The organism is Streptomyces sp. SID14478, assembly GCF_010548525.1.
GTDB lineage: Bacteria > Actinomycetota > Actinomycetes > Streptomycetales > Streptomycetaceae > Streptomyces.
Window position 1 is genome coordinate 1 of sequence record NZ_JAAGMG010001114.1, and the last position, 13,131, is coordinate 13,131.

The 13,131-nt window shown below is 69.5% G+C and carries 11 protein-coding genes; 4 read left to right on the forward strand and 7 right to left on the reverse strand.

Annotated elements, in window-relative coordinates; translation table 11 throughout:
• Both cseC and G3I40_RS36010 read left to right on the forward strand, forming a co-directional pair.
• Positions 1–1,399: two-component system sensor histidine kinase CseC (gene cseC / locus G3I40_RS36005; RefSeq protein WP_343245124.1), on the forward strand; the 1,399-nt coding region annotated here is incomplete at its 5' end.
• Positions 1,400–2,106: 707 nt separating this feature from the next.
• Positions 2,107–3,291 carry a low temperature requirement protein A gene (locus tag G3I40_RS36010; protein WP_164559042.1) on the forward strand — a complete coding sequence of 395 codons (1,185 nt, stop codon included), beginning with the start codon at positions 2,107–2,109 and terminating at the stop codon, positions 3,289–3,291.
• A 344-nt stretch (positions 3,292–3,635) separates the two neighbouring features.
• Here G3I40_RS36010 and G3I40_RS36015 read toward each other — a convergent pair whose 3' ends face one another.
• Positions 3,636–5,216: an MDR family MFS transporter gene (locus G3I40_RS36015; protein WP_164559043.1), complete on the reverse strand. Its 1,581-nt coding sequence runs from the start codon at positions 5,214–5,216 to the stop codon at positions 3,636–3,638.
• Between the two features lie 160 nt (positions 5,217–5,376).
• On the opposite strand from G3I40_RS36015, the gene G3I40_RS36020 reads away from it, so the two are divergent.
• Positions 5,377–5,958, forward strand: coding sequence for a TetR/AcrR family transcriptional regulator (locus tag G3I40_RS36020; RefSeq protein ID WP_164559044.1), 582 nt, complete (start codon positions 5,377–5,379; stop codon positions 5,956–5,958).
• 13 nt (positions 5,959–5,971) lie between these two features.
• Here G3I40_RS36020 and G3I40_RS36025 read toward each other — a convergent pair whose 3' ends face one another.
• Both G3I40_RS36025 and G3I40_RS36030 read right to left on the reverse strand, forming a co-directional pair.
• On the reverse strand, positions 5,972–6,628 hold the full coding sequence (locus G3I40_RS36025; RefSeq protein WP_164559045.1) for a M23 family metallopeptidase: 657 nt from the start codon (positions 6,626–6,628) through the stop codon (positions 5,972–5,974).
• Between the two features lie 830 nt (positions 6,629–7,458).
• Complete coding sequence (locus G3I40_RS36030; RefSeq protein ID WP_164559046.1) at positions 7,459–9,990, reverse strand: ATP-dependent Clp protease ATP-binding subunit; 2,532 nt, start codon at positions 9,988–9,990, stop codon at positions 7,459–7,461.
• 431 nt (positions 9,991–10,421) lie between these two features.
• Here G3I40_RS36030 and G3I40_RS36035 point away from each other — a divergent pair, with 431 nt between their 5' ends.
• Positions 10,422–11,045, forward strand: coding sequence for an SCO3374 family protein (locus tag G3I40_RS36035; RefSeq protein WP_164559047.1), 624 nt, complete (start codon positions 10,422–10,424; stop codon positions 11,043–11,045).
• Here G3I40_RS36035 and G3I40_RS36040 read toward each other — a convergent pair.
• The 4 genes from G3I40_RS36040 to G3I40_RS36055 all read right to left on the reverse strand — a co-directional run bounded on the left by G3I40_RS36040 (position 11,024) and on the right by G3I40_RS36055 (position 12,949).
• Positions 11,024–11,359, reverse strand: a complete 336-nt coding sequence (locus G3I40_RS36040) for an Lsr2 family protein (protein ID WP_164559048.1) — start codon at positions 11,357–11,359, stop codon at positions 11,024–11,026. The two genes, G3I40_RS36035 and G3I40_RS36040, sit on opposite strands and share 22 nt — an antisense overlap.
• A 251-nt stretch (positions 11,360–11,610) precedes the next feature.
• Complete coding sequence (locus G3I40_RS36045; protein WP_164559049.1) at positions 11,611–12,171, reverse strand: amino-acid N-acetyltransferase; 561 nt, start codon at positions 12,169–12,171, stop codon at positions 11,611–11,613.
• Positions 12,172–12,180: 9 nt separating this feature from the next.
• Positions 12,181–12,621 carry a BlaI/MecI/CopY family transcriptional regulator gene (locus G3I40_RS36050; RefSeq protein WP_343245125.1) on the reverse strand — a complete coding sequence of 147 codons (441 nt, stop codon included), beginning with the start codon at positions 12,619–12,621 and terminating at the stop codon, positions 12,181–12,183.
• A 136-nt stretch (positions 12,622–12,757) separates the two neighbouring features.
• Positions 12,758–12,949: a hypothetical protein gene (locus G3I40_RS36055; RefSeq protein WP_164559050.1), complete on the reverse strand. Its 192-nt coding sequence runs from the start codon at positions 12,947–12,949 to the stop codon at positions 12,758–12,760.
• Positions 12,950–13,131: the final 182 nt, after the last annotated feature.

The window sequence follows — 13,131 nt, forward strand, 5'->3', positions numbered from 1 at the left end:
ACCCCCGGCGGGTTCGGGCCGGGGCACCGCACTGCTGCGCACGCTCCTGCCCCGGCGGCTGCGCCGGAGCCTGCGCACCGGCGTGCGCTGGAAGATCAGCGTGGCCATCGCGCTGGTCGGCGCGCTCGTCGCCGTCGCCCTCAGTCTCGTCGTGCACAACGCCGCCCGGGTCTCGATGCTGGACAACGCACGGGACGTACAGGACGAGCGGATCCAGTTCGTGCAGCGGCAGTTCCAGGCGCGGCCCGGCGGCAACCTACCCGTCGGGTTCAAGGTCAACGATCCGCAGCTGCCCGCCGACCTGCGTGCCAAGGCCCTGGACGGGCGCCGCGCCACCTACGTCTCGGAGTCGTCCAGCGGCGTGCCCGACATCTGGGCCGCGGTCCCGCTCGGCAACGGCGACCTCCTGTCGGTGCACACCCGTTTCACCGACCGCAGCGCCACGGTCATGAAGGACCTCGACCAGGCCCTGATCATCGGCTCCATCGCGGTCGTCTTCGGCGGCTGCGCGCTGGGGGTGCTCATCGGCGGCCAGCTCTCGCGCCGGTTGCGCAAGGCGGCCGGCGCCGCCCGTGAGGTGGCCCGGGGCCGCACCGACGTCCGGGTCCGCGAGGCCATCGGCGGGGTCGTGCGCGACGAGACCGACGACCTCGCGCAGGCCGTCGACGCGATGGCCGACGCCCTCAAGCAGCGCCTGGAGGCCGAGCGCCGGGTCACCGCGGACATCGCGCACGAGCTGCGCACCCCCGTCACCGGCCTGCTCACCGCGGCCGAGCTGCTGCCCGAGGGCCGCCCCAGCGAGCTGGTCAAGGACCGCGCGCAGGCCATGCGCACGCTCGTCGAGGACGTCCTCGAAGTGGCCCGGCTGGACAGCGCCGCGGAGCGGGCCGAGCTGCAGGACCTGATGCTGGGCGAGTTCGTCGAGCGCCGGATCGCGGCCCGCGCCGCCGACGGCGTCTCGGTCCGGGTCATCCACGAGTCCGAGGTGACCACGGACCCGCGCCGTCTGGAGCGCATCCTGTTCAACCTCCTGGCCAACGCGACCAAGCACGCCCGGCCCCCCGTCGAGGTCAGCGTCGAGGGCCGCGTCATCCGGGTACGCGACCACGGCCCCGGCTTCCCCGAGGAGCTCCTGGAGGACGGCCCGAGCCGCTTCCGCACCGGCGCCGCCGACCGCGCGGGCCACGGCCACGGCCTGGGCCTGACCATCGCGGCGGGCCAGGCCCAGGTCCTGGGCGCCCGCCTGACGTTCCGCAACGTGCGCCCGCCGGGGGCCGACCAGGACACCCCGGCGCAGGGGGCGGTCGCCGTGCTGTGGCTGCCCGAGCACGCGCCGACGGCCACCGGGAGCTTCCCGATGCTGCGCCTGCCCGCCACCGGCAAACGCCCGAAGCCGTAACGCCGGCCGCGCGAACTCCCTTCCTTCCACGGGCAGTTCCCGCACCTCCGAGAAACTCCCCGCGCCCAACGGAGGCCGCCTTACGCTCCGCGAGAGCCGCCTGTGCTCTGCGCGGGGCGCCTGTGCTCTGCGGGGGGGGGCATCCTGTGCTCTGCGGGGGGCCCTGTATCCCGTGAGGGGTGCCGGGGGCCGCCCCTATGTTCTGCGGGGCCGCCTTGCGCCCCGCGAGAGCCGCCTGCGCTCCGCCGGGGGGCACCCTGGGGCTCTGCGGGGGCCCTGTGCTCTGCGAGGGGCGCCCTGCGTCCCGCGAGGAGTGCGGGGGTGGTCGCCCCCATGTTCTGCGGGGTCGCCTTGCGCCCCCCGAGAGCCGCCTGTGCTCTGCGAAGGGCGCCCTGCGTCCCGCAAGGAACGCCCGCCGCGTCACGAGGAACTCCCTTGCCCTACGAGGGAGTCGGCGCGCCGCGCCACCTCCAACCCGCGAGCAGTCGTACGCGGGGTACGCGGGGAGGGCCCCGCTGGGACCCCGTCGCCCCCCCGAGGAAGAGGCGGCCCTCCGAGGAAGGCACGCCGCCGGAGGAAGAGACCGCGGTCATCAACTCCCTTGCCACGCACGAGATTCCGCACGTGCGTGCCCCCTGGACCGCCCCGGCCCGGCGAACCTCGCGACCGGCCGCTGAGCAGCCCGCGCCCGGGCTACTCTCGCGCCCATGACCGTATCCAGGGACACCGAGAAGTCGGCTCAACAGCCTTCTTCCACAACAGAGTTACCGCGCCGCGCCACCTGGTTCGAGCTCTTCGGCGACCTGGTGTTCGTGGCGGCGGTCGGCCAGGGCACCCATCGCATCGGCGCCCACCCCGACGGGGCCTCGATCGCCGCCGCGGCCGCGCTGTTCGTACCGCTGTGGTGGACCTGGGTCCTGTACGCGGTCCGCGCCAACCGCGCGGACCGCGACCGGACGGTGCAGCGCCTGCTCACCACGGCGGGCCTCGCCGCGGTGACCGGGATGGCCGTCTACCTGGGCGGCGTCGGCCACGGCCACGGCGCCGACACCGGGTTCGTCGTCTCCTACCTGTGCGCCCGCGCGGGCGTCGCCGCCCTCTATCTGTGGGACCTGCGCCAAGAGCCGCGGCTCAAGCCCCTGGCGCAGGTGTACGTGGCGGGCTCGGCGCTCACGGCGACGATCTGGCTGACGGCCACCTTCGCCCTCGACGGCCCGTCCCGCTACGTCGTCTGGGGCATCGCCATGGCGGCGGAGCTGGCCCTGCCGCTGCTCGCGGGGCGCCGCCTGAGCGCCAGCCCGAGCGACGCGGAGCACCTGCGCGAGCGGTTCGGGCTGTTCACGATCATCGTCATCGGCGAGACCGTGCTCGGCTTCACCAACGGGCTGGCCGCGGCGCACTCCGCCCCGTCGGCGGCGCTCACCGGCGGCGCCGCGTTCGCACTCGCGGCCGGGCTGTGGTGGTCGTACTTCAGCGCGTCGAGCACCAGGCCCGGCGCCCACGAGGCGCTGGCCGCCGGCGGCCGCCAGATGCACGCCTACGTCTTCGGGCACCTGCCGATCCAGCTCGCCCTGGCCGTCACGGGCGGCGCGGTCGGCGCCGCCGTGGCCACCCACACCCACCGCCTGAACACGCCGCTGACCGCCTGCGTCGTGGGCGGCACGGCCGTGTTCCTGACGGCGACGGCCCTCGTGCGGGCCTCCTTCACGGGCCTGCGGGAGGCGGTGGTCCTGGTCCGGCTCGCGACGGCCGCGCTCACCCTGTGCCTGCTCCCCCTCGCGGGTCACCTTCCGGTGGCGGCAGCGCTCGCGGCCCCCGCGGTACTGCTCGCCGCGTCGGTCGTGGCGGAGACACCGGGTCACCGGCGCCGCCTGGCGTTTCAGGCGACCTGACCCCGTACGCGTAGCCGTACCGCCTGCCCGGGGAGAACTCCTGCACGTACAAAGACCCCCGCACGCAGGAAGACTCCCGCACGGAGGAGACCTCCTGCACTCGGAACGACTCCTGCACTCGGGACGGCTCCCACACGCACGAAAACTCTCGGGACGACTCCCGCACGCACGAAAACTGCCGCACGCAGAAAAACTCCCGCACGCGGAAAAGAGAAAGCGGCCCCGGCGCCGAAGCGCCGGGGCCGAAGGAGTCGAGGGCGGATGAAGGAGGCGGTCCGCTCGGACGGTCTCTGCCACCGTCCCACCGCCCCGCGCGGCGTCCCCAGCCGCACCGCCCTCGACGGCTATGCGTCGACCGGCTGCTTGTCGGCGGCCGCCTTCTGCGGACCGGCGCCGCGCAGCGCGACCTCCTTGACGAACCAGGCCGCGACCAGCGCGACGATCGCCACGGTCGACCCGAGCAGGAACGCGGAGTGCGTACCGGAGGAGACCGCGTACTCGTACGCCTCGCGGACCTGCGTCGGCAGCTTCGCCAGGTGCTTCGCGTCCAGCTGCGTCGTCTGCTCGGTCATCTTCCCGCCGAGCGCCCCGGCCCGCTCCTTCATGACGTCGGTCACCCGGTTGTTGAACAGCGCGCCCATGATGGCGACGCCGAACGACGAACCCAGGGTCCTGAAGAGGGTGGTGGACGAGGACGCGACGCCCATGTCCTTCATCTCGACGCTGTTCTGCGCGACCAGCATCGTGATCTGCATCAGGCAGCCCATGCCGGCACCGAGCACGGCCATGTACAGGCCGGAGGTGAGGCGCGAGGTGTCGGTGTCCATCTGCGCCAGCAGGAAGAGGCCGGTGACCATCAGGATCGTGCCGACGATCGGGAAGACCTTGTACTTGCCGGTGTTGGTGGTGACCCGCCCCGAGACCATGGAGACGGCCATCATCGCGAGCAGCAGCGGGAGCAGCAGCAGACCGGAGTTGGTCGCCGACGCGCCCTGCACCGCCTGCTGGTAGAGCGGCAGGAAGAGCATCGCGCCGAACATCACGAAGCCGGTGATGAAGCCGATGAGCGACATCAGCGTGAAGTTGCGGTTGCGGAAGATGTGCAGCGGCATGATCGGCTCGGCGGCGGTCTTCTGTACGAAGACGAACCCGACGAGGGCGGCGACACCGATGCCGATGAGCTCCATGATGACGGCCGAGCCCCAGTCGTACTGCGAGCCGCCCCAGGTGGTGACCAGCACGAGCGAGCTGATGCCGATGGTGAGCAGCGCGGCGCCCAGATAGTCGATCCGGCCCTGCGCCTTCTTCTTCGGCAGGTGCAGGACGGCGCTCACCATGAACAGGGCGACGATGCCGAGCGGCAGGTTGATGTAGAAGGCCCAGCGCCAGCCGAGGTGGTCGGTGATGGTGCCGCCGACCAGCGGGCCGCCGATCATCGCGACGGCCATGACGCCGGTCATCATGCCCATGTACTTGCCGCGCTCGCGGGGCGGAATCAGGTCACCGATGATCGCCATGACGCCGACCATCAGGCCGCCGGCGCCGAGGCCCTGGATGGCCCGGAAACCGATCAGCTGGTTCATGTCCTGGGACATGCCGCTGAGCGCGGAACCGATCAGGAAGATCACGATGGCCGCGAGGAAGGCTCCCTTGCGCCCGTACATGTCGCCGAGCTTGCCCCAGATCGGAGTCGAGGCGGCGGTCGCGAGGGTGTATCCGGTGACCACCCACGACAGATGCGCGAGTCCGCCCAGATCGCCGACGATCGTCGGCATCGCCGGGCTCACGATCATGTTGTCGAGCATGGCGAGCAGCATGGCGATCATCAGCGCCATCAGTACGACGCGCACGCTGCGCGGCTGCTTGCCCTCCGGCTGTGCCGGGGGTTTCACCTGTTCTTTGTCCTGTATCGCTGCGTCCGCCATGATGCCCAACTCCCCCAGAGACCGATGAGAATCCGGGACTTACTTGCCGCCCGGCTAGTTACCTACAATGGGGAAGGTAGAACGCTAACTAGCCGGGCGTCAAGTAAGTTTTCTCCCAAGGGAGCGAACCGGACGGGCCGAGGGAGCACGAGGGACAGCGATGGTCACGGGCAGCAGCAAGCCACAGCAGCGCCGCGGGAACACCCGCCAGCGCATCCAGGACGTAGCGCTCGAACTCATCGCCGAGCAGGGGTACGAGAAGACGTCCCTGCGGGAGATCTCCGAGCGCCTGGGCGTCACCAAGGCCGCGCTCTACTACCACTTCAAGACCAAGGAGGACATCGTCGTCAGCCTCTTCGAGGACCTGATGACGCCGATCGACGAGCTGATCGCCTGGGCGAAGGAGCAGCCGCCGACCCTGGAGACGAAGCGCGAGATCCTCACCCGCTACGGCATCGCGCTGGCCAACGCGGCCCCGCTCTTCCGCTTCATGCAGGAGAACCAGGCCCAGATGCGCGAGCTGAGCATCGGCGCGGACTTCAAGGACCGGATGAAGGACCTCCTCGACCACCTGCTGCCCGAGACGGTCACCCTGACCAACCGGGTCCGCTGCTTCAGCGCCCTGTTCTCCATGCACGCGGGGATGTTCGTGCTCAGAGACGTCGAAGGCGACCTCGAGGAGAAGCGCAAGGCCATCCTCGAGGTCGCCACGGACCTGGTCACCCAGGCCCACGAGAGCTGAGCTCCCGGCTGCGTCAGACGCGCACGCCCTTCGCGTTCATGAAGGCGACGGGGTTCACCGCGGAGCCGTAGTTCGGCGTCGTACGGATCTCGAAGTGCAGGTGCGGGCCGCTGGAGTTGCCGGTGTTGCCGGACCGCGCGATGTGCTGGCCCGTGGACACGTTCTGGCCGACGTGGACGTCGATCCGGGACAGGTGCGCGTACTGCGAGTACGTGCCGTTGCCGTGCTTGATGACGACGGCGTTGCCGTACGCCGGGCCGTCACCGGCGCCGTTGGGGCCGGTCTTGACGACGGTGCCGCCGTGCACGGCCATCACGCTCATGCCGATCGGCACGGCGAAGTCCTGGCCGGAGTGCTTGCCGGTGGCCCACATGCTGCCGCCCTGGGCGTAGCCCGCGGAGAGCGTGTAGTTCTTGACCGGGTCGATCCAGGAGACGGCCTTCTTGGCGGCGGCCTGGTGCGCGGAGGACGCGGCCTTCGCCTGAGCGGTGGCCTGCGCCTCCAGGGACGCGCTGGCCACGCCCGGCAGCGCGCCGGCCTGGGCGGTGTCGGCGGCGAACGCGGCCCCGGTACCCAGTACGGCCGACACCGCGAACCCGGCGGCCACGACGGCGGCACGCTTACGGAGTATCGACGTACCGGAACGGTGGGACGTGGTGCGCTTCGACATGCGGAGACCTCTTCGAGCTTCGGGGACATTCGGGTCCGGACGCCCTCCGAGGACATGAGCGGACCCCGGTGGGCATGAAGGGACCCGGCACACGTCCTCGTGTCGCCGGGTCGGCCATCCCTTGGTAACCCCCGCCCCCGCCCCGCCCCAAACCCCCGATCTACTACGCGCCCTCGTACGGTCACCCCGGAACGAAAGTCCCTTGACACCCCCGCCACCCGGATCACGGATCGCCGGATTTATCCCCCGATCCATGGTTTAACCCCACTTCACACCCCCACGAACAGGCGGCGCACACCCTCGCGCCCCTCCCGATCCCCAAAAGGGACAAATCACCAGAACCCATCAACCACGCAACAGCGACCCCACTACCCCCCTGTTCCACTATTTCCCCTAGTACCGGACAAATCACCTGTGCGGCATGTCACCGGGGAGCAAGATCCAACCCGCCCCGCCTGTGACCCGGACGACATGCCCCGCGGGCCCCGGCAGCCCCAACTCCCGTACCCGTCGGGCCAACTACTTTCCAGCAACCTCACCGTTCCCCACCCGCCACCCGCGTCGTCGGCCATGCTCCTGACAACACTGCGCGTACGGACGTGAGAGGAACCCCCACCCCATGACGACACGACGCCCCTGGGCGCGCCGCGCCGCCGTCACCACCGTCTCCGCCACGGCCCTCGTGGGCCTGGCAGCCCTCGCCCGGGCCGGCTCCGGCCCGAGGGCGACGTGTCGGGCCGTCCGCTCGGTCCAGGCCGGCCCGGGGCATGCGGAAGGGGGCCGGTGCCCCAAGGCACCGGCCCCCTTCTCACAGGCTCACCCCGGAGGGGTTACGCCTCCTTGCTCAGGTTCGGTCCCGCGGAACCGCCCGCGGCCGCGTCCTCGATCGGAGGGGCGTCCGGCAGTGCCGACTTCTCCTCACCCCGGAAGGTGAAGGTCTTGGCCTCGCCCTCGCCCTCCGTGTCGACGACCACGATGTGGCCCGGGCGCAGCTCGCCGAAGAGGATCTTCTCCGAGAGCGTGTCCTCGACCTCGCGCTGGATCGTGCGACGCAGCGGACGCGCGCCGAGAACCGGGTCGTAACCCTTCTTCGACAGCAGCTCCTTCGCGGACTGCGAGAGCTCGATGCCCATGTCGCGGTCCTTGAGGCGCTCGTCCACCTTGCTGACCATCAGGTCGACGATCTGGAGGATGTCGTCCTGGGTCAGCTGCGGGAAGACGACGACGTCGTCGACACGGTTGAGGAACTCGGGGCGGAAGTGCTGCTTGAGCTCGTCCGACACCTTGTTCTTCATGCGCTCGTAATTGGACTTCGTGTCACCCGTGGCCGCGAAGCCCAGGTTGAAGCCCTTCGAGATGTCACGGGTTCCAAGGTTGGTCGTCATGATGATGACCGTGTTCTTGAAGTCCACGACACGACCCTGGGAGTCGGTCAGACGACCGTCCTCCAGAATCTGCAGCAGCGAGTTGAAGATGTCCGGGTGGGCCTTCTCCACCTCGTCGAAGAGGACGACGGAGAACGGCTTGCGGCGCACCTTCTCGGTCAGCTGGCCGCCCTCTTCGTAGCCCACGTAACCGGGGGGCGAACCGAAGAGACGCGAAACCGTGTGCTTCTCGGAGAACTCCGACATGTCGAGGGAGATCAGCGCGTCCTCGTCGCCGAAGAGGAACTCGGCGAGCGCCTTGGACAGCTCCGTCTTACCGACACCGGAGGGACCGGCGAAGATGAACGAGCCACCGGGGCGCTTCGGGTCCTTCAGACCGGCACGCGTACGACGGATCGCCTTCGAGAGCGCCTTGACGGCGTCCTTCTGGCCGATGACGCGCTTGTGGAGCTCGTCCTCCATGCGCAGCAGACGCGAGGACTCCTCCTCGGTGAGCTTGAAGACGGGAATGCCGGTCGCGGTCGCGAGGACCTCGGCGATCAGCTCGCCGTCGACCTCGGCGACGACGTCCATGTCGCCGGCCTTCCACTCCTTCTCGCGCTTGGCCTTCGCGGCGAGCAGCTGCTTCTCCTTGTCGCGGAGGGAAGCCGCCTTCTCGAAGTCCTGGGAGTCGATGGCCGACTCCTTGTCGCGGCGCACGCCCGCGATCTTCTCGTCGAACTCGCGGAGGTCCGGCGGCGCGGTCATCCGGCGGATGCGCATCCGGGAACCGGCCTCGTCGATCAGGTCGATCGCCTTGTCCGGCAGGAAGCGGTCCGAGATGTACCGGTCGGCCAGGGTGGCCGCCTGCACGAGGGCCTCGTCCGTGATCGAGACACGGTGGTGGGCCTCGTAGCGGTCACGCAGACCCTTGAGGATCTCGATGGTGTGCGGCAGCGACGGCTCCGCGACCTGGATCGGCTGGAAGCGGCGCTCGAGGGCCGCGTCCTTCTCCAGGTGCTTGCGGTACTCGTCGAGCGTCGTCGCACCGATGGTCTGGAGCTCACCGCGGGCCAGCATCGGCTTCAGGATGGAAGCCGCGTCGATGGCGCCCTCGGCGGCACCCGCACCCACGAGCGTGTGCAGCTCGTCGATGAACAGGATGATGTCGCCGCGGGTGCGGATCTCCTTGAGGACCTTCTTCAGGCGCTCCTCGAAGTCACCGCGGTAGCGGGAACCGGCGACCAGCGCACCGAGGTCGAGCGTGTAGAGGTGCTTGTCCTTCAGCGTCTCGGGCACCTCGCCCTTGACGATGGCCTGGGCGAGGCCCTCGACGACGGCGGTCTTGCCGACGCCGGGCTCACCGATCAGGACCGGGTTGTTCTTGGTGCGGCGCGACAGCACCTGCATGACGCGCTCGATCTCCTTCTCGCGCCCGATGACCGGGTCGAGCTTGGACTCACGAGCGGCCTGCGTCAGGTTGCGGCCGAACTGGTCGAGCACCAGGGACGTGGAGGGCGTGCCCTCGGCAGGACCGCCGGCGGCGGCGGTCTCCTTGCCCTGGTAGCCGGAGAGCAGCTGGATGACCTGCTGCCGCACCCGGTTGAGGTCTGCGCCCAGCTTGACCAGGACCTGGGCGGCGACGCCCTCGCCCTCACGGATCAGGCCGAGCAGGATGTGCTCCGTGCCGATGTAGTTGTGGCCCAGCTGAAGGGCCTCGCGGAGCGACAGCTCCAGGACCTTCTTGGCACGGGGGGTGAAGGGGATGTGCCCGGACGGGGCCTGCTGGCCCTGACCGATGATCTCCTCCACCTGCTGGCGGACCGCCTCGAGCGAAATCCCGAGGCTCTCCAGGGCCTTAGCGGCGACACCCTCACCCTCGTGGATCAGGCCCAGGAGGATGTGCTCGGTGCCGATGTAGTTGTGGTTGAGCATCCGGGCTTCTTCCTGAGCCAGGACGACAACCCGCCGCGCGCGGTCGGTGAACCTCTCGAACATCGTTAATCGCTCCTCAGAGCGGTCAGGCAGTAAGGGGGCTGTCCCCTCCCTGTCCTTCCGCAGCTTAGTCCCGCAAGCGGGGACCGCTCATTCCAACTGCCGACACCCGTTCATGGCCTCCTGCCCCCGAACGCCGACAACTGCTCCAACCCGATGGTGCGAGACGATGTTCCCGCAGGCCAGGCAGATACCCTCACCATCACTACGCCGATGGCGAACGCGAGATGCCCGACGCGCACGTGTCGCCCCTCCCACTAGGGATGTCTTACCCGCACGGACCGACAGTCCATGCAGCGCGCGCCGGTTCCCTCCGCTACGGGCGAACACCCTTGCGCCGATGAACACTCCCGTACGCCCCCATTGCGGACACGCTGTGCTTCCAGAGTGCCACAGTGCGTAACCCCGAGGGGGCTCCGGCGGTTGCTTCTGGCATGGTCGCCCCTCTCTCCGCCTCCGGCACCACTTTCCCCACACCCCGCCGCCCGCTCGACGCGGCCGGATCCGATCCGGTGCGCCAGTGGTACGAGGACGAACTCGGCTGGGCCACGTCGAGCGGCCCCGAGGGGGCGCGGCTGTGCACGGGGCTGGGGTTCGACGTGCTGGAGCTGCCGGCCGACGCGGGCTTCGCGATGCTGCGCAGACTGGATCCCCGGTCGCCGGTGGCCGTGCACGGGGAAACGATGCAGCTGCTCGTCGCGGCAGGCAGTGCGGACGAACTGCCGGGCCTGCTCGACTGGCTGGAGTGGGGCTCACTGCCCCTCGACCTCGTCGCGCTCGGGGCGGGCGCCTTCATCGGCGCGCCGACGCCGCCGGGGTGGACCGGCTCGCAGGAGGCCGCGGTGTGGGTGCGGCCCCCCGAGCCCGGGCGCGAGGGAGAGCCGGTGCTTGCGGCCCTGACGACGCTGACGGCCGTCTCGGCCTGGTCGGCCGTGGGGGGCGGTGGGGGCGCCCCCGATCTCGTACGACTCGTGGACACGGCGGCGACGCACTGCCACCGGGCCCGTCTGCGCCGCGCGACCGCGGCGCCGACGAGTCAGCCGTTGGCCTTCTCGTAAGCCTCGCGGATCGCCTGGGGAACACGGCCGCGGTCGTTCACGTCGTGGCCGTTCTCCTTCGCCCAGGCGCGGATCTGCGCGGTGTCCTGGTTGCCGCCGGCCGCGACGCGCGCCTTGCCCCGGCCGCTCGCCGCGCGGCCACCGGTGCGACGGCCGCCCTTGACGTACGCGTCGAGGAGACCGCGGAGCTTGTCCGCGTTGGCGGTGGTGAGGTCGATCTCGTACGTCTTGCCGTCGAGCGCGAACGTCACGGTCTCGTCCGCCTCGCCACCGTCGAGGTCATCGACAAGAAGGACCTGAACCTTCTGTGCCACCGGATTTCCTTTCATCGATATCTGAAGGGCCGGCCCCCCTGCGACCATGGCCGCTGTTTCGCCGTCCCCTTGTTATATGCAGTACTGCAGTACGTCGGAAAGCAAACCGCTTTTGCCCGAAAAACACAAACCCCTGGCAGAGATCCGAGAGAGATCCCGGAGTTGTACGCTGCCCGACCGGGCCGAAAACATGCGCGTTTCGGACATAGGGAACGGGCCGCGGGTGGTTGCCGTAATACCCGCCCGGACGATCACAGATGCAGAAGCATCCGGCTGTTGCCCAAGGTGTTCGGTTTCACTCGTTCGAGACCGAGGAACTCCGCGACGCCCTCGTCATAGGAACGCAGCAGCTCGCTGTAGACATCGGTGTCCACCGTATCGACGGGAGTCTCGCCGATCTCCACGAAGCCGTGCTTGACGAAGAACTCGACTTCGAAGGTGAGACAGAAAACCCGGCGAACACCGATCCACCGTGCGGTCTGCAGCAGCTTCTCCAGCACTTGGTGACCCACACCCGAACCCTTGACCTGTGGATTCACCGCGAGAGTGCGTACTTCCGCCAGGTCTTCCCACATGATGTGCAGCGCCCCGCAGCCGACGACCTCCGCGTTGTCGTCCCGTTCCGCGACCCAGAACTCCTGGATGTCCTCGTAAAGGGTCACGGTGGCTTTGTCGAGCAGGATCCCGTGCCGGCTGTACGCGTCGAGCAGTCTGCGCACCGCGGGCACATCGGCGGTCCGGGCCCTGCGTACGGTGACTGCTTTAACGGTCGATTCGGAGCTTGTGGAGACTTCGGGGGGCTCTGCTGGCATGAGCGGACGCTATCGCCCGGACCCCTCGGCCGCTTCCCCGGGTCCTGGCGGCACTTCGGCGGGCACTTCGTTCGGTACTTCGGCCGGCACTTCGGGCTGAACGATGCGCATGGCGTCCCTGAGGGCTTCGCGCTGCTGGGACGACATCATGCCGAAGAAGGCGACGAGCGCGGCGGCGGGGTTGTCGCTCTGGCCCCACGCCTCGTTCATCAGTGCGGCCGAGTAGGCGGCCCGGGTGGAGACGGCCTCATATCGATAGGCCCGGCCTTCCGCCTCGCGGCGAACCCAGCCCTTCTGATGGAGATTGTCCAATACGGTCATGACCGTCGTGTAGGCGATGGACCGTTCCTGCTGGAGGTCCTCCAGGACTTCCCTCACCGTCACCGGGCGGTTCCACTTCCACACCCGTGTCATCACTGCGTCTTCGAGTTCTCCCAAGGGGCGCGGCACGAGCAGCACAATAGTGGGAGAAGTCTGAGAAGTCGGTAATTCGGCGCCGGACGTGGCGAACGACTTCAATCAATGACAAAAGGGGCGCCCGGGGGCGCCCCTGTCCGCCGTTCCGGTACCGGCCGCGGTGTCGCGGTCAGGCGCCGGCGGCGTCCTGCTTCACGATGCCGCTCTGCTGAGCGGCCTCGGCGCGCGCGAGGGCGGCGTCGACGGCCGCGTCCTCCTTGGTCTTCTTGTCGCCGCCCTGCGACTTCACGATCGTCACGATCAGGCCGATGAAGAACGCGGCCATCACTACCGGGGGCACGAGCGCGGAGACGTATTCCATGCCCCCAGAGTAGCTAGCCCGCGGCCAATTGCTGCGGCGGGGCCGGGGGCTCGGCCGGGCGGCGCTTGGGCGGGAAGACCTCGGCCGGGGTGGGCACCGGCTTGGGCGGAGTGCCCGGGCGTGGCTTCGCGGGCTGCCGGTCGGCGGCGGTGAGACCGCCGGGCAGCGCGAGCAGATGCGTA